At 51.4% G+C, this 23632-nt stretch carries 21 protein-coding genes and 2 tRNA genes; 16 read left to right on the top strand and 7 right to left on the bottom strand.

Going from position 1 to position 23632, the window contains the following annotated elements; genetic code table 11:
* Position 1 precedes the first annotated feature (1 nt).
* Positions 2-1120 (top strand): mandelate racemase/muconate lactonizing enzyme family protein, encoded by a 1119-nt coding sequence (locus FN082_RS23615; RefSeq protein WP_139536374.1) that lies wholly within the window; start codon positions 2-4, stop codon positions 1118-1120.
* Positions 1121-1123: 3 nt separating this feature from the next.
* Positions 1124-1843, top strand: a complete 720-nt coding sequence (locus FN082_RS23610) for a serine aminopeptidase domain-containing protein (protein ID WP_142982496.1) — start codon at positions 1124-1126, stop codon at positions 1841-1843.
* Positions 1844-2010: 167 nt separating this feature from the next.
* Here FN082_RS23610 and FN082_RS23605 read toward each other — a convergent pair whose 3' ends face one another.
* On the bottom strand, positions 2011-2724 hold the full coding sequence (locus FN082_RS23605) for a FadR/GntR family transcriptional regulator (RefSeq protein WP_110274371.1): 714 nt from the start codon (positions 2722-2724) through the stop codon (positions 2011-2013).
* Positions 2725-2996: 272 nt separating this feature from the next.
* Between FN082_RS23605 and ilvD the strand changes: the two genes are divergently transcribed.
* The 6 genes from ilvD to FN082_RS23575 are packed head-to-tail and all read left to right on the top strand — an operon-like array spanning position 2997 to position 10728.
* The gene (gene ilvD / locus FN082_RS23600) at positions 2997-4709 is read left to right on the top strand and encodes a dihydroxy-acid dehydratase (RefSeq protein ID WP_142982495.1); all 1713 of its coding nucleotides are present in this window, start codon (positions 2997-2999) and stop codon (positions 4707-4709) included.
* Between the two features lie 51 nt (positions 4710-4760).
* Positions 4761-6065 carry an FAD-dependent oxidoreductase gene (locus tag FN082_RS23595; protein ID WP_142982494.1) on the top strand — a complete coding sequence of 435 codons (1305 nt, stop codon included), beginning with the start codon at positions 4761-4763 and terminating at the stop codon, positions 6063-6065.
* An 11-nt stretch (positions 6066-6076) separates the two neighbouring features.
* Positions 6077-6973: an NAD(P)-dependent oxidoreductase gene (locus FN082_RS23590; protein ID WP_142982493.1), complete on the top strand. Its 897-nt coding sequence runs from the start codon at positions 6077-6079 to the stop codon at positions 6971-6973.
* A 1-nt stretch (position 6974) separates the two neighbouring features.
* A complete protein-coding gene (locus FN082_RS23585) occupies positions 6975-7736 on the top strand; it encodes an HpcH/HpaI aldolase family protein (RefSeq protein WP_142982492.1) in 762 nt (253 codons plus the stop codon).
* Positions 7737-7793: 57 nt separating this feature from the next.
* The gene (locus FN082_RS23580; RefSeq protein ID WP_079795115.1) at positions 7794-9146 is read left to right on the top strand and encodes an MFS transporter; all 1353 of its coding nucleotides are present in this window, start codon (positions 7794-7796) and stop codon (positions 9144-9146) included.
* Between the two features lie 58 nt (positions 9147-9204).
* Positions 9205-10728: a UxaA family hydrolase gene (locus FN082_RS23575; protein WP_142982491.1), complete on the top strand. Its 1524-nt coding sequence runs from the start codon at positions 9205-9207 to the stop codon at positions 10726-10728.
* A 49-nt stretch (positions 10729-10777) separates the two neighbouring features.
* Here the strand turns inward: FN082_RS23575 and FN082_RS23570 are convergent, their stop codons facing one another.
* From FN082_RS23570 to drpB, 3 genes are read right to left on the bottom strand one after another with little or no spacing between them, the layout of a single operon-like run.
* Complete coding sequence (locus FN082_RS23570; protein ID WP_142982490.1) at positions 10778-12205, bottom strand: DNA cytosine methyltransferase; 1428 nt, start codon at positions 12203-12205, stop codon at positions 10778-10780.
* A gap of 56 nt (positions 12206-12261) precedes the next feature.
* On the bottom strand, positions 12262-12957 hold the full coding sequence (locus FN082_RS23565; protein WP_142463599.1) for a phosphohydrolase: 696 nt from the start codon (positions 12955-12957) through the stop codon (positions 12262-12264).
* Positions 12958-12999: 42 nt separating this feature from the next.
* Positions 13000-13281: a cell division protein DrpB gene (drpB, locus tag FN082_RS23560; RefSeq protein WP_139536383.1), complete on the bottom strand. Its 282-nt coding sequence runs from the start codon at positions 13279-13281 to the stop codon at positions 13000-13002.
* Positions 13282-13908: 627 nt separating this feature from the next.
* Here drpB and FN082_RS23555 point away from each other — a divergent pair.
* Both FN082_RS23555 and FN082_RS23550 read left to right on the top strand, forming a co-directional pair.
* Positions 13909-14964 carry a porin gene (locus FN082_RS23555; RefSeq protein WP_142982489.1) on the top strand — a complete coding sequence of 352 codons (1056 nt, stop codon included), beginning with the start codon at positions 13909-13911 and terminating at the stop codon, positions 14962-14964.
* Between the two features lie 293 nt (positions 14965-15257).
* Positions 15258-16550 (top strand): HAD family hydrolase, encoded by a 1293-nt coding sequence (locus FN082_RS23550; RefSeq protein ID WP_142982488.1) that lies wholly within the window; start codon positions 15258-15260, stop codon positions 16548-16550.
* Positions 16551-16945: 395 nt separating this feature from the next.
* Here the strand turns inward: FN082_RS23550 and FN082_RS23545 are convergent.
* Positions 16946-17035: transfer RNA gene (locus FN082_RS23545), tRNA-Ser, on the bottom strand.
* 90 nt (positions 17036-17125) lie between these two features.
* Here FN082_RS23545 and mtfA point away from each other — a divergent pair.
* From mtfA to FN082_RS23530, 3 genes are all read left to right on the top strand, one after another.
* Positions 17126-17944, top strand: coding sequence for a DgsA anti-repressor MtfA (mtfA, locus tag FN082_RS23540; RefSeq protein WP_185932150.1), 819 nt, complete (start codon positions 17126-17128; stop codon positions 17942-17944).
* 82 nt (positions 17945-18026) lie between these two features.
* Positions 18027-18102: transfer RNA gene (locus FN082_RS23535), tRNA-Asn, on the top strand.
* Between the two features lie 165 nt (positions 18103-18267).
* The gene (locus tag FN082_RS23530) at positions 18268-19530 is read left to right on the top strand and encodes a tyrosine-type recombinase/integrase (RefSeq protein WP_142982487.1); all 1263 of its coding nucleotides are present in this window, start codon (positions 18268-18270) and stop codon (positions 19528-19530) included.
* Between the two features lie 82 nt (positions 19531-19612).
* On the opposite strand, the gene FN082_RS23525 is transcribed toward FN082_RS23530, so the two are convergent.
* Both FN082_RS23525 and FN082_RS23520 read right to left on the bottom strand, forming a co-directional pair.
* Positions 19613-19873 carry a helix-turn-helix domain-containing protein gene (locus FN082_RS23525; protein WP_142982486.1) on the bottom strand — a complete coding sequence of 87 codons (261 nt, stop codon included), beginning with the start codon at positions 19871-19873 and terminating at the stop codon, positions 19613-19615.
* 107 nt (positions 19874-19980) lie between these two features.
* On the bottom strand, positions 19981-20265 hold the full coding sequence (locus tag FN082_RS23520; protein WP_142982485.1) for a helix-turn-helix domain-containing protein: 285 nt from the start codon (positions 20263-20265) through the stop codon (positions 19981-19983).
* A 144-nt stretch (positions 20266-20409) separates the two neighbouring features.
* Here FN082_RS23520 and FN082_RS23515 point away from each other — a divergent pair, with 144 nt between their 5' ends.
* The 3 genes from FN082_RS23515 to FN082_RS23500 all read left to right on the top strand — a co-directional run bounded on the left by FN082_RS23515 (position 20410) and on the right by FN082_RS23500 (position 23630).
* Positions 20410-20637 carry a helix-turn-helix domain-containing protein gene (locus FN082_RS23515; protein ID WP_142982484.1) on the top strand — a complete coding sequence of 76 codons (228 nt, stop codon included), beginning with the start codon at positions 20410-20412 and terminating at the stop codon, positions 20635-20637.
* Positions 20638-21559: 922 nt separating this feature from the next.
* Positions 21560-22483: an integrase domain-containing protein gene (locus tag FN082_RS23505; protein ID WP_142982483.1), complete on the top strand. Its 924-nt coding sequence runs from the start codon at positions 21560-21562 to the stop codon at positions 22481-22483.
* Between the two features lie 253 nt (positions 22484-22736).
* Entirely contained in the window at positions 22737-23630 is an 894-nt protein-coding gene (locus tag FN082_RS23500) for a DUF4747 family protein (RefSeq protein WP_142982482.1), read from the top strand.
* Positions 23631-23632: the final 2 nt, after the last annotated feature.

Below are 23632 nucleotides of genomic sequence, written 5' to 3'. Positions count from 1 at the left end.
AATGCGTATTACGAACATAGAAAGCTTTCTGGTCCGTTTGCCTTATACGCCTGCACTGACGCGCACCACCGACAAAGAGGGGCGCTTTAACGCCGCGCGGGCGCTGCACCCTACGCTGGATGCGCTGTTAGTGAAAGTCGAAACCGACACGGGCCTGACGGGCTGGGGAGAGGCGTTTGGCCACGCATGTAACCCGGCCAGCATGGCATTGCTCAGCGGCCTGCTCGCCCCCTTCTTTACGGGTGAGGAATGCAATGACCCGGCGGCGTTAATGCAAAGAGCGCATTACGCCTTTCACAGCTACGGTCGCGGCGGGGTAATGATGTATGCGCTTTCCGCGCTGGATATCGCTCTGTGGGATCTGCGCGCTAAAGCAGAAAATCTACCGCTGTGGCGATTGCTCGGCGGTACCCGCGCGCAGGTGGAGTTGTATCCCAGCCTGTCCAGCTTCGATGGTGACGTCGCTAAATTAATGGCTTGCATTAACCCATTAATTAACAAGGGCTATCGACATATAAAACTGCACGAGCGGGATCCCCTGGCGATTGCTGAAGTCGCCAGGGCGCTGCCGGATAATATCACCCTGATGGTTGATACCAACTGCGCCTGGGATGTCCCGCAGGCGGAGCAGATCCTGCCACAACTGCGGGCGGCTGGCGTCGCGTTTGTGGAGGAGCCCACCTTCCCGCCGGAAAATTTAAGCCAGCTCCGCTATCTGCGCCAGACGACGGGCGCACGCATTGCCGCGGGTGAAAACTTTAGTACCAGCGAGGAGTTCGCGGTCTGTATGGCCTTAGATGCGGTTGATGTATTGCAGCCGAGCGTAGCCAAAATCGGCGGCATCTCCGCCGTACTGGAGATTATCAAACACGCATATGAGCATAAAAACGTCAGCCTGCTGCCGCACTGTTTTTACTACGGCCCAGGCCTGCTCGCCAGCGCTCACCTGCTTAGCGTGATGCCCGAGTCGGTTCCACTGGAAGTGCCGTGGCTGACGTTCGAACAGACGCTGCATCCGTTTATGCGCTTCCAGCCGGTGATGGATCTGCCGCACGCGCCGGGTCTCGGTTTCAATCCGGACTTCGATGTGCTGGAACGCCATTTGATTGCCAGGGGATAACCGATGGACGTCGTTATTTCAGATTGCCTGGTGGCGAAAACGCCCGTGCTTTGGTTCCGGCCAGCTAATGGCGCAGCCAGTAACAGGCCGCTTGTCGTTTTATTTCATCGTTTTATGGCATCCAGAGAGCTGGATGCCAATTTGGGATATATGCTGGCGCAGGCGGGCTACAGCGTGGTGTGCCCGCAGGCGGCGATGCATAGCGCCAGGGACGATGCGACGCTACGCGCCGCCTCTTTCTGGCCAATTTTACAGCATACGCTGGAGACATTTCCCGCTTTGCTGGCCGCCTGCCAGCAGGAAAAGCTGGGTGATATTTCACGACTGGGCGTGATGGGCACTTCAATGGGCGGCTTCGCTGTACTGGGGGCGATGGCGCAGTATCCAGCAATTCAGGCCGGGGCCGCCTATATGGCTAGCGGCTATTTTGCCGATGCAATAAGCAAAATCCATCCTCCAACGGCCAATACGCTTGCAGCCTGCCTGCGAGGGATCGCGCCTTATGACATCGCCGGGAAAGAATCGACGCTAGCGCAGCGTCCGCTGTTTGTCTGGCACGGCCAGCAGGATACCATTGTTGATATCAAGTATGCTGAGCGCCTCAGCGAAAGCATCGGCAGCGGCAACCTCACCTGCCTTATCGATCCGCTGTCGGGGCATAAAATCACCCAGCAATCGGTGGAAGCGGGCATCGATTTTTTCCTTCGCGTTTTGCCGATTTAACCGCATTTGCTCAGTATTATTCCCGGAGGCGGCGCATTGCGCCTGTCCGGGCTACCTGACCAGATGAACCAGTAGCCCGGACAGGTGCGCAGCACCGCCTCCGGGGAAATCGCCAGACCGCACGAATAAGCGCCGAGCCGGGGAAAAAACCACGTACAGCGGCCTGCTCAGTCAATCTCTTTATCTACATGCTGCACAATCAGGTCCGCCACCCTCTGCGAGTTTTTCGCCGCCAGCGCATCCAGAATACCTAAGTGCTCTTCATGCAGCACCTGAGTCTGTTCGGGAGTAAAACCATACTGTTTCCAGGCCAGTACCCAAAGATGGTGGAGCTGCTCCTGCATGTTAATCAGAATGGGGTTGCCACCGAGCTGCGCCACTTTTTTCTCGAAGCTCAGATCCAGCGCGCTGTCATCGTCATCGCAATCCTGACGTGAAAACTTTTCCCGGTTAAACTCGATAAGCTCCCGCAGTTGATTAATCCCCGATTTATTGGCCCGCCATGCATAATCTTCAAAGATGGCGCGTTCAATCGAGGTCCGCGCCACAATCAGATTGCGCAAAAACTCTTTCGTTACCCCGCCTTCAATCAGCTTTGACAGGCTATGCGTGTCGCTAAGCGACACCGCCGGCGGCTCGGTCAAAAACGTTCCGCTGCCAACGCGAGTCTCAATGCGCCCGGAGGATTCAAGCACCTTCAGCGCCTGGCGCACCGACGTGCGGCTGACGTTGAGCATCTCGGCAAGCTCGCGCTCGGAAGGCAGTCGCTCGCCGGGTTTGATCTGCTTGCTGTCGAGCAGATTAGTAATGTGCTGAATGATGGTCTGAAAAACGTCCGTGCGCTTAATCGGGATCATCGTAAATTTATTCTTGTCCGGCATACCGTTACCTCTTCCCAACGACGTTTCGCGCTTACGACCGGTTATTTTCCCTGCGCGGCGTCGCCATCAATCACTGCAATCATAAATTGGATGGACCACTGTACCATTATTGACTGACTGGCGCGCTATTTTTCCCTCACTATGGGCAAAAACGTTTAAAAACCCTCCATTATGTGATCTCAATTACATTTCACTCAAAAATTGGTTGGACAACCAACCCAAACGGAGGATATTTCGGATCGTAAAACCACAACCCGATAAAGGAATTCAAGATGTACAGAAGCAATTTCAAGCCGGGATCCACCCGCTGGGCAGTACGTCGTGCACAATGGCGCAGTATGGGGATCCGCGAAGAAGACATGCATAAACCGAAGATCGCGATCATCAACACCTCTAACAAGCTCTCCTGCTGCTATGTCCATCTGGATGAACTGTGCCGGATCGTCGAGCAGGCGATCCGCGACGCGGGTGGCCTGCCGTTTGAAGTGCGCACCGTCGCCCCCAGCGACTTCGTCACCAGCGCCGGGAAAAAAGCACGTTATCTGATGCCGACTCGTGACCTGATGGTCAATGAAGTGGAATGCATGATGGAAGGCGCGGTGCTGGACGGCATGATCTGCCTCTCTTCTTGCGATAAAACTACGCCAGCGCACCTGATGTCAGCGGCGCGGCTGAATGTCCCTTCCCTGCTGCTGACCTGCGGTTACCAGGTGGGCGGCAAGTGCTCAAACGAAAAATTCGACGATCAGTTCTTCGATATTGATGACGTTTACGAGCAGGTTGGCGCGCTGGCAACGGGAGCCATCAGCGAAAAAGATCTGACCGACATGACTGATGTCGCCATCCAGTCGCCGGGCGTCTGCGCCGGTTTGGGCACCGCTAACTCCATGCATATCGTCGCCGAAGCATTAGGTATGACGCTGCCGGGCAACTCACCTATCTGGGCCAACGGCCGTAAGGTAAAAGAATACGCTCAGGCCGCCGGGAAGCGGATCGTCGAGCTTACCCAGCAACAGGTTTTGCCGCGTGACATTCTTACCGAAAAAGCGATCCAGAACGCGGTGATGACCGTGCTGGCCGTCGGCGGTTCGGTCAATACCGTTCGCCACCTTTCAGCGGTAGCCACCGAGACCGAGCTCCCCATTGATGTGGTCAGCTTGTATGAAAAATACGGTAAAAACATCAAGTTACTGACCTCTGTTCGCCCTAACGGCCCGTTCCGCACTGAAGATCTGGAAGCGGCGGGCGGCACTACGGCGGTGATGAATCAGCTGCGCGATTTCCTTAACCTGGATGCGCTAACGGTTACGCAAAAAACCGTCGGCGAGAACATCAAAGATGCGGTAGTAAAAAACCACGAGGTGATCCGCACGCTGGATAATCCCGTCAGCCAGCGCCCTGGCGTCGCTATCCTGCGCGGCAACCTCGCTCCGGACGGCGCGATCGTCAAGCTCTCCGCCGTACCGGGCGAACTGGAGCAGTTTACCGGTCCAGCCAATATCTACGAAGGTGAAGACGAAGCGATTGAAGCGCTGGGCGAAGGAAAAATCCAGAAAGGCGACGTGATTGTTCTGCGCAATATGGGCCCGGCTGGCGGCCCCGGCACGGTGTTTGCCTGTAGCTTTGTCGCGGCCCTCAACGGCGCGGGGATCGCGGCGCACGTAGCAGTGATCACCGATGGTGAACTCTCGGGCCTGAATCGCGGCATTATCGTCGGTCAGTTGATGCCGGAAGCCGCCGCTGGCGGGCCGCTGGCGGTGATTGAGCAAGGTGAAACCGTACATATCAACTTCGTCGACCTCAGCATCAATATGGATGTTCCGCAGGAAGTGATTGATGCCCGTCTGGCCCAGTGGCAACCCAAACCTCTGCCGCTGGGCGGCGGAAGCGGCACCTATCTGTCGCAATATGCCCAACTGGTCCAGCCGATTGCTCAGGGCGCGGTGCTGGGGAAACGACGCATCCACGCGAAAAACATCGATTAATCATCACATTATGGGGGTGAATCGTCACCCTCATGGTAAAGGAGGCACATCATGCAAACCAGGCACGAAGCCGCCAACCAGATCCCCACCACGTACGATGTTGATGTCCTGGTAGTGGGTGGTGGTCCAACCGGTGTTGCAGCGGCCACCGCCGCTGCGCGAGCTGGGGAAAACACCTTGCTGATTGAACGCTACGGTTTTTGCGGAGGTATGGCGACAGCGGGCATGTCGGGCGCGATTTGCGGCCTGTTTACCTCAGGTAAAGGCCCCCATGAGCAGTTGGTGCAAGGCTTTGCCGGTGAATTTTACCAGCATCTGAAACACCGCGGCGCCGTCAGCGAGCCGTTCCCGTTTGGCGAAACGCAGCTGGTCGTCCATGAGCCGCACACCTGGAAAGAGGTGGCCGACGATTTACTCGCCGACAGCGGCGCACGGGTGTTGTTCCATACCCTTGCCACTGACGTAGTGATGGATGGCAATGAGCTGCGCGGTGTGGTTATTGAGAACAAAAGCGGACGCCAGTTAATTACCGCCCGCCGCTTTATCGATGCCACTGGTGATGGCGATCTCTGCGTCAAAGCTGGCGTCCCGTACACCTGCGGGCGCAACGGTATGGTCCAGTATCCGACCATGGTGTTCCGTATGGGCAATGTCGATATCGAACGCGGCATTGGCCACCCGGTCGCCCAACTGGAAACCTGGGTCGAAGCCGCGCAGGCGCAAGGATATCACCTGCCGCGCAAGCATATCTATCTGCTGCCCTCGCCTCGCCCCGGCGAAGTGATGTGCAACGTCTCCAGCATTTTGCGCGACGATGGCAGACCGATTGACGCCACTCGCGCTGAGGATCTGACGTTTGCCGAACTCAAGGGACGTAAGCAGGTACGCGAATACGAGCGTTTCCTGCGGGCATGGGTCCCGGGATTTGAGCAGGCGTATCTGAACGATGTCGCAGCGCAAATTGGCATCCGCCAGAGTCGGACCATTGCAGGCCGCTACCAGCTAACTAACGACGATGTTTTCCAGGCGCGCAAAAGCGAACGCAAGGTTGCCAGCAGCGCCTGGTGCATCGAAGCACACGGTCAGGACGGCATCTTTATGTTCTACCTCGACAACGACTGGTACGACATTCCGTACGACACGCTCGTGCCGGAAAACGTACCGAACCTGATTACAGCAGGCCGTACGCTGTGCGCTGAGCATGAAGCGCTGGCTTCGGCTCGCGTCACCGCCCAATGCTTTTTGACGGGCTTCGCTGCCGGAACCGCCGCCTGGTTAAGCCATCGCGAAGGATGCGCATTCGCAGATATCGATGTTGCGGAGCTGCGCAGCATTATCGAATACCAAACTTATTAAGGATCATACGTATGAAACCAGTTTTAGGCTTTATTGGTCTGGGCATTATGGGCAAACCGATGGTGCGCAATCTGCTAAAAGCAGGCTATAGCGTCCATGCCTACAGCATCGTAGCACGGGACGTAGAAGAGATTGCCCGCGATGGAGCTACCGGTCAGGCATCCGCTCGTGCAGTCGCCGAAGCCGCGGAAATTACCATCACCATGGTGCCGAATACGCCGCAGGTGGAAGATGTTCTGTTTGGCGAAAACGGCCTGGCTCCTGCGCTGTGCGAAGGTAAAGTCATCATTGATATGAGCACTATCTCCTCGCTGGCGACAAAGCAATTTGCTGACACCATCAAGTCGCTGGGCGCGCGAATGCTCGATGCCCCGGTAAGCGGCGGTGATAAAGGCGCGAAAGGCGGCACGCTGTCAATTATGGTGGGCGGCGAAGCCGAAGTCTTTGAACGCTGCAAACCGATCCTCGAAGTGCTTGGCTGCCGCGTCACTCATGTCGGCGACAACGGCGCAGGTCAGGTCGTGAAATCCTGTAACCAGGTTCTGGCCGCCGCCACCATGGCCGCGTTGGGGGAATCGCTGGTGATGGGGGCAAAAGCAGGCGTCGATCCGGCCAAAATCGTTGAAGTGCTCTCAGCAGGATACGCCCGCTGCGGCGCACTGGATATTCGCGGTAGCCTGCTGCTGGAGCGCAATTTTGATCCCGGCTTTATGACCCGCCTGCAGTACAAAGATCTTAACCTGGCAATGGAACTCAGCCAGGGTATTGACTCACCCATGCCGATCGCCAGTCTGGTACGTGAGTTGTACAAAACCTGCATGGCCAAGGGTGTTGGCAACGAAGATCACTCCAACATTATAAAAGTGTTTGAGCAGCTCTCCGGTATCGAAGTCAAAGCAAGGAGCTAACATGCGTTTTCCCGATTTCAAACAACGGCTCCGCAAGGGGCCGCTACACGGCTGCTTTGTCACCTTCCCTTCCGCGGCAATAACCGAATTTACCGCCGCCATCGGATTTGATTTTGTGCTTATCGACAACGAGCACGGCAATATGAATCCGGAGACGGTAGAAGATATGGTACGCGCCTCACACGGTCAGCAGGTGCCCTGCCTGGTACGGGTTCCTTACAACCGCGTCGAATATATGCGCAAAGCGCTGGATTTCGGCGCCGATGGCGTGCAGGTCCCGCTGGTCAATACCGTAGAGGATGCCCGCGCCGCCGCCCTGCCTACACTGTTTCCACCGCAGGGCGAACGCGGAGTCGCCTTCCTGCCGCGCGCAGCCAACTACGGTATGTGCGCCGATAAAGCGCGCTATCTGGCCGAAGCCAACGCCTCGCGGGTGCTATCGGTACATATTGAAACAACAGAAGCAGTAGAGAATCTGGATGAGATCCTCGCCGCAGGGCTGGCCGATGTCTATTTCATCGGACCGGGAGATTTGGCCGTTTCGATGGGCTACGGTCACGATCTCAACCATCCCGATGTACTGGCAACCATAGAGCGCTGTATTCGCAAAATCGCCGCCAGCGGCAATATTGCCGGGACCTACGTGGGAACCCCGGAGCGCGCCGCAGAAGCGATAAGCTGGGGCGCGCACTACCTGGTGACGGCCATCACCCCGCATATGGTGAGCGGCGCAAAACACTACTTACAAATAAAAAACCAATAACGACTCTCTATCCTACAAACTTTTCCGGCGTTAGCTGCCGGAACGGGAGAATGCACAATGAGCATTGCAGGCAAGAAAACGCACGCCCGATATTACATCTTATTTATGATAACCCTCGTCTTAACCCTGGCGACCGGAGATCGCGCCACGCTCTCCGTTGCCGGGCCGGAGATGCAAAAAGAACTGGGTATCAGCGCTGTTGAAATTGGGTATCTCTTTTCAGCATTCAGTTGGGCGTACGTCATCAGTATGACGCCTGCGGGCTGGGTGGCCGATAAAGTTGGCTCCAAACGGGCCATGTTTCTCGGGATCCTGCTGTGGTCAGTGATGACGGTATTTATGGGATTGGTCAGCTACGTCACCTTTGTCGTCCCCGCCCTGCTAATCCTGCGTTTCCTGCTCGGCGTGTGCGAATCACCGGTTGGCCCCTCAGCCGGTCGCATCATCGCCGCCTGGTTTCCCTCGCAAGAACGCGGCGTAGCAGGCGCCATCTTCAACAGCGCACAGTACGCATCGCTGGCGATATTCACTCCGCTGATGGCCTGGCTATGCCACGCCTTCGGCTGGGACCACGTATTTATCGTCATGGGCGTCATCGGCATTATCATCGCCTTCTGCTGGTCGAAATTCTTTTACGTCCCGACTAAGCATCCGGGAATCAATCACGAAGAGATGGAGTATCTGAAGGAAGGCGGCGCGCTGGTGGAGCTGGACACCGCAACCCACGTAAAAGGCGAACGCAAGCGCGCTGGCTGGCAGGAGATCGGCCAGTTGTTCAAAAGCCGGATGCTGATCGGCATCTTCATTGGCCAGTACTGTATCTCGGCGATTACCTGGTTCTTTATGACCTGGTTTCCGATTTATCTGGTCAAAGAGCGCGGAATGTCAATTCTGCAGGCTGGTTTTATGGCCTCCGTCCCGGCGATTTGCGGCCTGGTGGGCGGCATTATGAGCGGGTTTTTCTCCGACTGGCTGCTGCGTAAAACCAACAACCTGAGCCTGGCGCGTAAGGTCCCGATCACCATCGGTCTGACCATGAGCGCCAGCATGATCCTCTGCAACTACGTCGGCTCAGAAGCGCTGGTGATGTTCCTGATGAGCGCCGCGTTCTTCGGTAAAGGCTTCGGCTCGCTGGGCTGGGCGGTGGTTGCGGATACCGCCCCGAAAGAGATTATCGGTACCACCGGCGGCCTGTTCAACTCGCTGGGCAATATCGCCGGGATCGTCACTCCCGTGGTGATCGGCTACATCCTGCAAGAAACAGGATCTTTCGCCAACGCGCTGGTCTTCGTTGGGACCCACGGCATCATCGCCGTCTGCAGCTACTGGTTTATTGTCGGCAAAATTGAGCGCCTGAAGATTGCTCCGCGCGATGACGACGCTGTCCCTATGCAAAAACGTGAAGCCTGAACCCTAAATTCTGTTCGCCGGTAGGCGGGCAGAAACAAAAAAATAAGGAAGCAATGTTATGACAAAATCTCCGGTCATTCGTCTTGACGAAAAAGACAACGTCGTGGTCGCCCGCGTCGCCATCGCCGCCGGTACCCCGATCGCTGGTGAGAACATCACCACGTTGCAGGATGTTCCGCTGGGCCACAAGGTAGCGACAAGACTCATTAAAAAAGACGAACCGATTCTCAAGTACAACACGGTCATCGGCTTCGCGCCTGAAGACCTCCCGCCAGGTACCTGGCTGCATAGCCACAACATCGTGTTTGAAGATTTTCAGCGCGACTACGCCTTTAGTCGCGACTATCGCCCGGTGCAAACCGTACCGCCAGAGCAGCGGCGGACCTTCAACGGCTACGTGCGTGAGGATGGTCAAGTCGGGACGCGTAATATCCTCGGCGTGTTCGTGGTCGGAAACTGCGGTGCAACGGTGGCGCGTAAAATCGCCGCTCACTATACCGAAGAACGCCTGGAAGCATGGCCAAACGTTGACAACGTCGTGCCCTATGTTCACGAACTGGGCTGCGGTATGGAGATGAGCGGTGAGCCGATGGATCTACTGCGCCGCACCTTAGCAGGCTATATCAATAATCCCAACACTGCGGGCGCGCTGGTTGTGGCGCTGGGCTGCGAGCGTAACAACATCCATGGTTTCTTTGAACAAATGGGTCTGGAAGAGACTCCGATGCTGCGCAAACTGGTGATTCAGGATACCGGTGGAACGCGGAAAACCATCGATGAAGGTATCGCGATTATCGAATCCATGCTGCCGCAGGCTAATGCCGTCAAACGCCAGCCAGTCTCCGTTGAACATCTGACCGTGGGGCTGCAGTGCGGTGGCTCCGACGGTTTTTCGGGGCTTTCCGCCAACCCGGCGCTGGGCGTCGCGATGGATCTGCTGGTCGAACAAGGCGGAACCGCAATTCTCTCAGAAACCACGGAAATCTTCGGCGTCGAGCACACCCTTACCGCACGCGCTGTCACCCCTGAAGTGGGGCAAAAGCTGGTCGACTGCATCAACTGGTGGCTGGAGTATAATAAAGGACGCGATTGTCAGATTAACGGCCGGGTTAGCCCTGGCAACAACGCGGGCGGGCTGGCAAACGTGCTGGAGAAATCACTGGGGGGGGCTAAAAAAGGCGGTAACTCTCCGCTAATGGAGGTTTACCGCTATGCATACCCGGTTACGCAAAAAGGGTTGGTCTTTATGGACACCCCAGGGTATGACCCGGTTTCAGCAACCGGTCAGGTCGCTGGCGGCGCCAATATGATTGCCTTCACCACCGGGCGCGGCTCCTGCTTTGGCTCAATGCCCGCGCCGACGGTGAAGCTTGCCAGCAACACTCCGATGTATCAGCGCATGACGGAAGATATGGATCTGAACTGCGGTGTGGTCATCGATGGCGACGCCACGCTGCGTCAGATGGGGGAAGCGATCTTCGAAAAAATCATCGCCATAGCCTCCGGTGAGCAAAGCAAGAGTGAAGCGCTGGGATTGGGGGAAAACGAGTTTGTTCCCTGGCCAATCGGCGTACTGGCGTAAGTTTTTAACATCTATATATACGGCATGGTGAACCCATGCCGTAGGACTATCATTGGCTTTTGCTGATCTCGGCAGATTCACGCATAGCAACCGCTTTTTCTATACGTGGCGCCAGCAGCTTCGCCACCGCTGCAAATACCGGCACCACGACCGAATTGCCAAACTGGCGATAGGCCTGGGTATCCGATACCGGAATGCGAAAATGGTACCCCTGCGGCGTCTCAAACCCCATCAGACGCGCGCATTCGCGAGGCGTCAGCCTGCGCGGACGACGGATCTGGTTTTCCGGGTCATCAAAATGCTTTTCTCCCAGAAGACGATCCCAGCCGCGATCGATGAGGATCTCCGCACCATCTTTGTAATAACGGGCAGATAACGTACGCGCTACGCTGTGCGGATTCGTTGGGTCAACGAGTCCGTAGCCAAAACCGTTCCCTCGCTCCTGATGTTTACGCGCATAGCGATAGAGATACTTCCACAGCACCCTGGTGAGGATAAACTTGTCGTCCACCGTGGGCTCCAGTAGTTCACCAAATGTCGGCCGCTTAGCCGGATAAAACGTGGAGATGTCGCGCAGGGTAAACCCGTTATGCAACTGGAGATCGCGACGGAACCCCACCAGCACAATGCGCTCCCGATGCTGAGGTAAAAAATGACGCCCATCGATCACCTTTGGATCATCCGCTCCGGTATGGGCTGCATCGGCCACCTCATAGCCCAGTTCGTCCAGCGTCTGCATAATGATACGAAACGTCCGTCCTTTATCGTGGCTCTTCAGGTTTTTGACATTCTCCAGCACAAAAATAGGGGGCTGGCGGGCGGCAATAATACTGACTACGTCAAAAAACAGCGTGCCCTGCGTTTCGCAGGCAAACCCATGAGCGCGGCCAAGAGCGTTTTTCTTTGAGACGCCGGCCAGCGAAAAAGGCTGGCAGGGGAAGCCAGCCAGCAGAACATCATGCTGCGGAATAGTCTCACGAATGTGCTGCGCCGCTTCCTCATCACCCACTTCCGGGAGATGGCTTAAAGTGACATCGCGAATATCTTCATTAAAACGATGCTGCTCAGGGTCGCAGTACCAGTTGGCTTTATAGGTGCGTACCGCATGTTTATTCCATTCGCTAGTAAACACGCACTGCCCGCCTATCGCCTCAAAGCCATGGCGAATGCCGCCGATACCGGCAAACAGGTCAACGAAACGAAATCCATAGTGAGGATGATGCGCTGGCGGCTGTGGCAGGAGCGTACGCAGATAGGCCTGCTCCAGAGTGCTTAAACGACCTGCGGCGCGCGATACTGCGGCGACACGCTTCAGAATTGCCGGGCTCCAGTGCTGCTCGCCAACGGCAACCAACTGTGCCACCAGCGTTTTAACATCATATATCGCCATTAGCTGGCGCAATAACGCCTGCGCATCCTCTCCGGTATGCTCAATCTTCAAAAGCGAGGGATTTTCCCTGGATAAATTTTGCGCCATAACCTCAACCAGCCCGACTATTTTTGCAGAGGTTACCATAAATAGCGTGGGCAGTTTTATGCGAGTGGCTCAAAGCGCTGCAAAACCGCCTCATCAAGGGCCATAGAGTCACCGCGAAGCTCCGAGCTGAGCTTGGCCATAAACTGCACCAGAAAGCGTGCATTGTGCACCGCCATCGCCCTGCCCTTTACCGTCTGCATCGTTTCCGGTAAACGCAGCAGCTTGCACTGGAAGTGGTCCAGGGCGTACGTCTTATCATTTAGCTCCCGCTGGTCAGCAAAGGGATCGTCAGCATCAAACAAGATATTATTCAGCGCCCCAGAGACGGCAAACACGCGCGCCAGGCCAATAGCGCCTAAAGCTTCCAGACGATCGGCATCCTGAACAATTTTCGCCTCTTCGCTTTGTGGGGTAATCGCCGCGCTAAAACTATGCGCTTCAATGGCGTGCAGAACCGCCGGATAGCGGTCTGCTGGGAAATCAGGAAAAGTTGACTGGAGGATGGCCAGCGTTTTCTCCGCCGCCATCGCGGAGGAGCGACTACGTTCAGGGTGGTTTTTCGCCAGGCTAACGATGTCATGAAAATAGCAGGCGGTCAGGATCACCAGCCGATCCACGTCAGTATCTTCAGCCAGCTGCTGCGCAGTGGCCCATACCCGACGAAAGTGTGAAATATCGTGCGCGGCATCCCCCTGAGAGTGATGTTTGGTTAGCCAGGTTTCAAATCGTTGCTGCCAGTCAACAAGTTCCATACACGTTCCTTTGATATAAGGTCAGCAACGAGCATAGCAACTTTAATCGTGATGTTCATACATCTGCGGATTAGGCCGCGTGTACCAGGCGATCGCGCCGAGAATAACCCCGACAATACCTAACACCAGAAACCCTAGCAGCGCGCCGATCCATTTCCCCGCCGTTGAGCCGAGTTCACCGTCAATCGTCGCACCAGGCACGCTTTGAATCTGCCCCACGACCCACCAGTAACGCGCCATCGCCCAAAGGAAATAGCCGCAAAAAGCATAAAATACCCACAACGCCAGTTTGCCTCCTGGACTTCTTTTCACTTTCTCTTCCATTTATACATCTCCATTTACTCAACAACTCAGCATGACTGACACAGTCAAAAATAGTGACAGTAGTCACATTATGCAATAAAAATCCTTGCAAAACAGCAGATTCATCTACCTGATTTGATCTAGCTCATCAGTACCGTTTTCTACAACAGCCGTCACTACATATACTCAATGAATTCATTTCATTTTTAAATAATACAAATTGATGAATAAAAATAAGGCTATGGCAATATGCATATTAACTTAATCATATCAACCAACATATTTAATTGCCGAATAACCCTACCTTTTTCTTTTTTCAGAAAGGGGTTTTAACAGGGAGGAATTAAATAACATCATAAATGTAAATATAAAACTAAAATTAATTGATTAAGTGAATTTATAAATATCAAAAATAAATGAATGGGAATCATAAGAAAAAACCATTTAAAATCATAAACATTAGAAATAAATCATCAAAAATGAATAGAATTTAAATATAATGAGCACATCAGAAACATTTTGTAATATTAGATATAATTTACTTACATCTTTCATTTAAAGAAAAATGAACTTAATCGCTAGTATCAAATAGTCAGCCCGGAGGGAATGACACAATTCATATTAATTATGATTAAAAGGGAATACATAATGAAAAGAAAAGTACTGGCAATTCTGGTTCCGGCTTTATTAGCTGCTGGCGCCGCTAACGCAGCAGAAATCTATAATAAGAACGGCAACAAACTGGATTTCTACGGCAAAATGGTTGGCGAACACATCATGACTCATGATGGCGACAACGACAATTCCGATGATACCTCCTACGCGCGTTTTGGTATCAAAGGCGAAACTCAGATTAGCAGCGAACTGACCGGCTATGGCCAGTTTGAATACAACATCAAAGCGGATAAACCAGAAGGCGATCAGGATAGCTCAACTCGTCTGGCATTCGCGGGTCTGAAGTTCAGCGACTACGGTTCATTTGATTATGGTCGTAACTATGGCGTGGTTTACGACGCAGCGGGTTACACCGATATGCTGGTTGAGTGGGGTGGTGACGGCCTGGTTTACACTGATAACTTCATGACTGGCCGTACTAATGGCGTTGCTACCTACCGTAACACCGACTTCTTCGGCATGGTTGATGGTCTGAACTTTGCCCTGCAGTATCAGGGTAAAAACAACGATACTGACCGAGCTAAGGCTAACGGTGACGGTTTCGGTTTCTCTGTTAACTACAACATCGACGGCTTTGGCTTTGTTGGCGCATACAGCAATTCCGACCGTACTGACGAGCAAGCAGCAGATCGTAAAGGCGAAAACGCTGAAGCCTGGAGCCTCGCGACTAAATATGATGCAAATAACGTTTATGCATCTGTTATGTACGGTGAGTCACAAAACATGACTCATATGGAACTTGGCGGTTTTGCTAACAAAACTCAGAACATTGAAGCCGTTGTTCAGTACCAGTTCGACTTCGGCCTGCGTCCGTCTCTGGGTTATGTCTATGCTAAAGGCAAAGACCTGAACGGCAACCGCGATGCTGATATCATGAACTACGTTGAATTGGGTACCTGGTACTACTTCAACAAAAACTTCAACGTTTACACCGCATACAAATTCAACCTGGTGGATGACGAAGATTCTGCTATCACTGGCGCATCTACTGACGATCAGTTCGCTGTAGGTATCACCTACCAGTTCTAAGATTTATCAGCTAACCTCAAGCCCGCCTCGTGCGGGCTTTTTTGTTTTTTCTGACCCGTCCCGAATTACGTTCGTAAGCATCCCTCTCAACCTGGCCATTCAGTATTTATAGCGAACTCTCCTCCCCAATTAACGCTCACCTTAGCACGCCAGGATCTACATCTTAAGGTTACGGTGTAATGACGCGTAAAATATGACAACCATCACATTCATGATCAATATGCCAATTTTTGATATAGACGCTTTTTAGTTCTTGCTACTGATAATAATGCACCCTAAAAAAGGAATTAGCCATGAAAATGACAATAATATATACACTGATATCCGTAATCTTTGGAGTATATGGAACAACAGCCATTGCCAGTAACACAAATCAGACGTCACGAAATTTAGCAACCGTAGTTTCCCAGGAAAAGCGATCAGTTATTGCTAACTGGGATCAGTTTAACCTGGAAAGAATAGATAGCTTGATCAAAGAGGTAAAACAGAAGGCTGCACACTCTTCATATGCTGTCTTTGATTTTGATAACACAACAGCTTTTCTGGATATAGAGGAAGCAACGCTTATATATCAACTAGAGAATCTTAGATTTTCTATGAAACCTGAAATATTGAAAGAGATAATTTATAAAGACATACCGACATCTAATTTTAATTCCGATTACAATAACAAGAATAATCAAGCTGTAAATATAAACCTTATTGGCCCAGACATTATTGATAGTTACACATGGCTGTACAATAATTACAACGGATTTGAGGGCGATAAAAATCTCAGTGAAATTAAAGAAACATCATATTACAAGAATTTTATAGTAAAAATGCGCTATTTATATGATGCAATAGGTGGGTCATTCGATCATGAGGTATCTTATCCATGGGTGACGTATCTTTTTTCAGGGATGTCAAAAAAAGAATTATCTAATTTAGTGGATGAGACTATTGAGTGGCAAGATAGGCAGCCTGTTAGCAAGGTAACGTGGGAAAGTCCAGCAGATATGGCAGGTCGAGCTGGAATCGTAACAGTTACCTGGAAAAATGGATTTAGATTGATCCCAGAAATGCAGACATTATATAAAAATCTACAGGAGGCTGGGGTTGATGTTTATGTGATTTCCGCTTCAGCTCTAGATGTTATAAAAAGCATAGTTACTGTAGATAAATATGGTTTTTCGGTTCCCGAATCTCATGTCTATGCAATGCATCCCTTATATGACAAAGAAGGTAAATTAACTCATAGCCTCGATCCGTATTACCCTCAAACGCAAGGTAAAGGTAAAACCGAAACCATAAAGAAATTTATACAAGAGCACTACAAAAATACGGGACCAATACTAGTTGCTGGCGATAGTGAAGGAGATCAAAATATGATGTCCGACTTTAATGACACCAGATTAGTTCTAATTATTAACCGACTACGCTCATCTAACACCATAATTGGTGAATTATCAACTAAAGCAGTTCGCGACTATAATAACGTTGATGCAAAAATATTATTACAGGGGCGAGATGAAAATAAAGGCGTGTTTTTACCGTCACAGAGTAGCATCCTGATGGGAACTAATAACAAAGTATCTTTACCGTAGTTACCGGCTTAAAGCAATGTCTCCTAATTGAAGCTGGAGGCATTGCTTTTTAGCCTGCAGAAAATTTCGCCGCTCAATATCAACATAGATCTGTGAAGATATCGCATCATAGCGTTCAACAATCCAGCCCCTTTAGAAACCCTTACAGAGTCCCTTTGAAAAAACTGCAGTTCAACTGTTTTGTTACCAGAGCTGCGAGACAGGCTAAGTTGTTGTTAAGAGTGTGAGCTTGCGAACTAAAGAAGATAAAAGTGGATGCCCTACAGGGAGCAACATGGTAAAAATAACAGCGTTAAAAGCGAGAAAACAGAGCGATAGAAAGAAATTTTAATGCAGGGATTTATGCATGACAAAATCAAAAAAATCTTCTTAATTCGTTGATTTTGTTGAATGATTGGCGGAGAGAGGGGGATTTGAACCCCCGGTAGAGTTGCCCCTACTCCGGTTTTCGAGACCGGTCCGTTCAGCCGCTCCGGCATCTCTCCGCGGTTGAGGTTGCTATAATGCCAGGTTCTTTGGCATTTTAATAGTTCTTGTCTCTTTAAATCAGTTCAAGTGACGACTTTGCGAGCAAAATGATGTTTAAATGGCCCTGGAAAGTAGATGAAGAGTCCGGCAACGCGGAAATCCCCTGGGAACAGGCGCTTGCCATCCCTGTTCTAGCCAATCTCTCCGACCAGGAGCAGCGGCAACTGGTACAAATGGCATCCCGATTTTTACAGCAGAAGCGTTTGGTTGCCTTACAAGGGCTTGAACTCACGCCCCTTCAGAGCGCCCGCATTGCGTTACTCTTTTGCCTGCCGGTTCTCGAACTCGGTATCGAATGGTTAGATGGTTTTCATGAAGTGCTTATCTACCCCGCTCCATTTGTGGTCGATGACGAATGGGAAGATGACATTGGCCTGGTACATAACCAACGAATCGTCCAATCAGGACAAAGCTGGCAACAGGGACCTATCGTCCTCAACTGGTTGGATATTCAGGATTCCTTCGACGCTTCTGGTTTCAATCTGATTATCCATGAGGTGGCACATAAGCTGGATACCCGCAATGGCGATCGAGCGAGCGGCGTACCGTTTATTCCCCTGCGAGAAGTCGCTGGCTGGGAACACGATCTCCATGCGGCAATGAACAACATTCAGGATGAAATTGATCTGGTCGGTGAAAGCGCCGCCAGCATTGACGTATACGCCGCAACTGACCCCGCCGAATGTTTCGCGGTGCTCTCTGAATACTTCTTCAGCGCACCAGAGCTATTTGCTCCACGTTTTCCCGCACTTTGGCAACGTTTTTGCCATTTTTATCGCCAGGACCCGCAGGAGAGATTACGTGAAAATAGCCCACACAATGAGAGCGATACCACGGCAGTACACGAAAACAACGGATCGCACTAAATTTAGCCATTTGAATCAGCGAGTTAAATTTAGTGTTGACACAAAAATGCGAGACCAGTAGTATTCGCCTCGTTCACACGATTCCTCTGTAGTTCAGTCGGTAGAACGGCGGACTGTTAATCCGTATGTCACTGGTTCGAGTCCAGTCAGAGGAGCCAAATTTTAGTTTCGGGACATCCCAGCGAGTCCGGAGACGTTTAAAAAACAAGAACTTATCTTTACCCGGTTGACCTGAGAAGGTTTACCGGGTTTCTTGACATCCATAGTTTTTGGGGGCTTAATCGGGGGCCTCACGGTTCGTTGAGAAAATGGAGCCCCCACCGATGGCATTAACCGATACCGCTATCCGCAAGATCAAACCCACCGATAAATCCTTCAAGATTACCGACAGTTCAGGACTGTACCTGCTGATCAAACCCAACGGCTCGAAACTCTGGTATATGAAGTACCGCATTGACGGGAAAGAAAAGAAGCTGGCCTTTGGCCCCTACCCGGATGTTTCCCTGTTCAAAGCGCGTCAGCTACGCGATGCCGCACGCGCCAGAGTGCGGGAAGGGGCCGATCCTGCCGCTGATAAGAAGATCGCGCAGCAGAAAAAGAAAAACGGACATACCTTCCGCCAGATCGCCATGAACTGGCACGCCGATCACCGGCGCTGGTCTGCGCATTATGCGGCAACCATCCAGCGCAGACTGGAAATGTATGTTTTTCCGGATATTGGAGACAGTCTTATCGATCAGATCACCACGGAGACGCTTTTATTCACTTTGCGCAAAGTGGAGAGCAAAGGTTTTCTGGAGATCACCGCACGGCTAAAAAACTACGTCACGGAGATCATACGCTATGCGGTGAAAAAGCAGCTAATCAAATCAAACCCGGCGCTGGATCTGGACGGTGAGTTTACACCACCGGAGACACAACATTACCCGGCCCTGCCGCTTGAGAAACTGCCAGAACTGTTATCCCGGACGGACAGCTACCCCGGCAGGCTGCTGACAAGATACGCGCTTAAGCTGTCACTACTTTTCTTCGTGCGCTCCAGCGAGCTGCGCTTTGCCCGCTGGAGTGAAATCGACTGGCAGCAGAAACTCTGGATAATTCCGGAAGAGCGGGAGCAGATCGAAAACGTGCGCTTCTCTCATCGCGGCACAAAAATGAAAACGCAGCACATCGTTCCGCTGTCCGATCAGGCTATTACCGTCTTGAAGCAAATTGAAGCGCTCTCCGGTCATCTGGCATTTATTTTCCCCGGCGAATACGATCAGGATAAATGCATGAGCGACAACACCATTAACAAAGCGTTACGCGTGATGGGATACGATACTAAAAAAGAGATCTGCGGCCACGGTTTTCGGGCGATGGCGTGCAGTGCGCTGAGTGAGTCGGGATTGTGGAGTAAAGACGCTATTGAAAAACAGATGAGCCATCAGGAAAGAAACAGCGTTCGTGCGGCCTATATTCATAAGGCTGAATATCTGGAAGAGCGGATCGCGATGATGCAGTGGTGGGCGGATTATCTGGATGCGAATCTCGACAGGTATATTTCCCCTTATCAGTACGCCGCGCCTCTGAAAAACGTATCGTAATAAAAATACAGCGCTTAATTTTTCCGCAAATTAGCGGGAAGTCTGCCCTTTGCCCCTGTTCAGGGGCAAAGTTATTTTCTGATCAGGATTTACTTTCCCACCGGACATACAGATCCAGAACCGCTTCGGCAAAATCATCATCGACCGTATAGAAATAGCACTCCGGTACGTTGAGCACTCTGGCAAATTCGCAAACAAGATCAAAAGTAGGCTTATGGGTGCCGTTCTCATAGTGTGAGAGGCGAGAGTATGCTGTTGCCTCTTCTATTCCGGCCAGTACCCCCAACTTTTCCTGCGTGAGCTTCGCCCGCTGCCGGGCTTCTTTTAAGCGTTTGGGGATCATTGGAAATTACCATCAGTTTGAATTAATGAGGGTAATCTTTAGCATTCCTCAAGAATATTTTTCTTTAGAGTTCATAAAGACGAACAACCGCCTGTATCCGTTCTATATTAAGAACAATCCCCCGTTTTCATATTCCACTGAACAACTTCACCGTCATACAGCCTTAATACCACTTCAGCGAAGCTGTCATCCACCGCATAGAAATAGCATTCAGGAACGTTGAGCACGCGGGCAAAAGCGCAAACCATTTTAAACGTGGGTTTGTGCGTTCCGCTTTCATACTGAGAAAGTCGTGAATAAGCAGTGTCTTCGGCTATACCAGCGCGGACGCCCAGTTGTTCCTGGGTTAGGTTGGCCCGTAGCCTTGCGGCTTTCAGTCGTTCAGGGATCATATTACGTGTCTTGTTAATACTTACGTTGACACCATCTTTAGCATTCCTTAAGATTCATTATCTTTAGAGTTCCTAAAGATCAATAAAGTAGAGACCGGAAGCAGATCGGCGCTTTCGTTCAGGATGACAGACAGGGAGAAACCGATGAATAAAGACGACTGGCACCCGGCAGACATCATCGCCGGGTTACGGAAGAAAGGAACGTCTCTGGCTGCGGTATCGCGTAAGGCCGGGCTGGCCTCTTCCACGCTGACCAATGCCCTTAACCGCCACTGGCCTAAAGGTGAAAGGCTGATCGCCGAAGCGTTAGGCGTTGCACCCGAACAGATCTGGCCGTCCCGCTATCGTAAGCCGGAATACCACCAGAGCTAAACCGGCTCTCCCGATCTTCTGTCAGCTCCGCTGGCGGAAGATCGGGAGAAGACAAGCGAAGCGCGGCAGCCTGTCATTCATAAAATTGCGAAAAAATCTACAAACAACTCAATTCCCGAAAAAAAGGTTTCCCCTTTTCATTCGTATAAAACAGTTGTAATCTCCCTCTTGCCCCATGCTGTCGTCGACAGCGCCCAAAGCTTCACGACCTGAAAGAAGCGCCTGATTTGTCAGGTGATGGTTGATCCCTTTACCGGTGCAGACCTCTGCAAACGCCGGGCCGCAGAACATCGCGGTGGAGGTTCAGATACATTCTTTAACTGCGCCAGTCCATCGGCTGTAATTCCACCCAACCGGAAATCACCCGATTTGACGGCTCACTTACACCTGCTGAATTTCAGCGCCTTTTACCTGCGCCAGATCTCTGGCCAATACTGCACCATGGCGGAAACTTTCCGTTAACCCCTGCACCTGCTGCAAAGCCAGAGCCTTTTACTTTACGGGCTGCGGCCTGCATTGCCGCAAGGCTTTGCTGCCGCGTGACCGTAAACCTGCGCCAGAATCCGCGATCTTTCTCGCACTGCACCCGACCAGTGCGTTACTTTCGTCGTGCAAAGCGACAAAGTGACGCACAACCACCACACCGCGCCATGCCCCTGTTTTTGGGCTTTCGGCGCTTATTCCCAAATCTGACACGCCTTTTTAGGGCCACTGTCAGCAAGAAAGAGGAGAAAAAGATCGATACCGGGGGGGGGCATGACGCCCCGGAGAACTCCTGCTCACGCAGGCAGCCCGTACCGCGTACTGGCTGAAACTCCCTATACCTCAACAAACTGCCACTCCGGCGTGAAGGTATCGTTCTGGCGCAGCCAAAAAGCATACGCCGGAGACTGTTTGTGTTCTCAATATCAAGGGGCAATGTATGGGGAAGTTAGGCGGTGAAATGAAGGCGCTGGCGAAACACTGTGGCGGCAGCCATAAAACGGTGAACGATCGCATCCATATCGTACAGCGTTTCGACCACCATTTACGGGTGTTGAATGTCCAGATCCAGCGGGTGGCGCAGATTAAGGTTCGCCATATAGAAAGCTACATTCATGAAAGGCTGACGCAGGGGATCGGTAAACGCACGCTGCAAAATGAAATGGCCTCGCTACGTGCTGTGCTGCAACAGGCCGGGCGTAAGCAGGTGGCAGAACATGAGCGATTGACTAATAGATCACTGGGGCTGGCGGGTGCATCGCGCAGTGGTACGCGGCGGGCAATTACGCCAGAGCATTGTCGTCATGTGCTGGAAGTGGCCCGCATAAAAGATCCGGGGCTGGCGGCAGCGCTGGAACTGGCGCGGCTGATGGGATTGCGCTCTCAGGAGGCAGTGCAAAGCACACAATCACTGAAAACGTGGAAACAGGCCGTTGAGCGTGGCGATACACGCTTAACCGTAGTTTTCGGTACCAAAGGCGGACGGCCCCGCGAAACGGTGATTCTGGATACTATAGCTGTCAGAAAAGCGCTGGATAACGCGTTAGCTGTTGCAGAAAGCCGTAATGACCGGTTGATCGACAAACCGGATCTGAAAAGCGCGATGGACTACTGGCACAATCAGGCGGTGCGTATTGGTCTGACTGGTGCGTACTCCCCGCATTCTCTGCGTTACGCGTGGGCGCAGGATGCCATCCATCACTATCTGGCGCAGGGGTTCAGCAGGAAAGAGGCGCTGGCAATGGTGGCAATGGATCTGGGGCATGGCGACGGGCGTGGGCGGTATGTGGCGCAGGTGTATGGGCAAATCATTGTTGCTTTTGTGTCCGACAAAGCGATAATATCCTTACAATCAGAATGTTAAGGATTATTAACATGTCCAACAAATGTGCTTTTATAGACACATAACATGCTTCACTAGCAAGCACCGATATTAGAGCATCGGTCAATACTTAAAACAGTTTGCGCTGTGTTTGTGCAACGGGTATGTGGGAGAAAAAGCAATCCATAATGAGTATTTTATTCGGTGTGGATTATCTTATAGTGGTATTTATAGATATTGGGACTCCAGAATAGTAATTCTGATTTTTATTTTTCTTAGTGAAGGGAATGTTAAGATGGCTAGAGCAAAAAAACTTTCATATGGCGCTATTAATATCACAATCCATCCCCATAGCCCTCAAAAATATGTTGAATTGTTTAGAGACGCAAGAAGGCTTTTCTTAAACGTGAACGTCCACGGCGATCAGTTTGCGGTATTGCAGCATTTCAACCCAATACATAGAGAACAACTTATAACGGAGCCTTATGAAGGAGAGGTTGTAAAGTATACGGATATCAATAAGAACGGTGAATGGTATAGTATTAGTCGAAAAGAGTTGGCTACAGATGAAGAAAAAGAGCAAATTGTCATTCCTGATGATATGAAGCCTAATGTTTCTCGTTTTTCATTTATATTTTTACCCAATGTTCACTTGATGGTTTACGAAAATCAGCATGAGCAAAAGAGTATTACCCCTCGGCAAATGGAGAAGTTTTTAAAAACTCTTTTTTCTAATGAAAAGATTAAAGAAAAATATGGAGTTGTAAATGTTACGAGTTTAACAGAGCCTGATGCTGTAGAGCGAATGTTATCGCTTAAAGGTATTACACTGTTATCTATGGTAACTCGCAGGCCTAATCCAGATGATTTGGTTAGTGCTGAACATGAAGTTCAAGAGCGATTTAAAGCTATCGGTGTTATCGAAGAAGATAAAACATATAAAGCTGAAAGAGGTGAGCAAATTAAACCTGATAAAAAACTAAAGCGTGATGCTCTGATTGCAGCACGAAATGGTCAGGTTGAAATTAAACGAAAAAATGAGAGCGGCCACGTAGAAAGATTGTCTACTACTGATAAACCGTTACAACGTAGTGCGAGTTATGATCCAGTTGTAACACTACCTATTGCACTCTTGCTACAGGAAGCTTACGCTCTTACAAAAGAGTTTATAAATAAATTGAGGGAATAATG

Source organism: Klebsiella spallanzanii, assembly GCF_902158555.1.
GTDB classification, from domain to species: domain Bacteria; phylum Pseudomonadota; class Gammaproteobacteria; order Enterobacterales; family Enterobacteriaceae; genus Klebsiella; species Klebsiella spallanzanii.
Note: the sequence above shows the minus strand (reverse complement) of the source record. Positions and strands in the feature narration are given on the sequence as shown.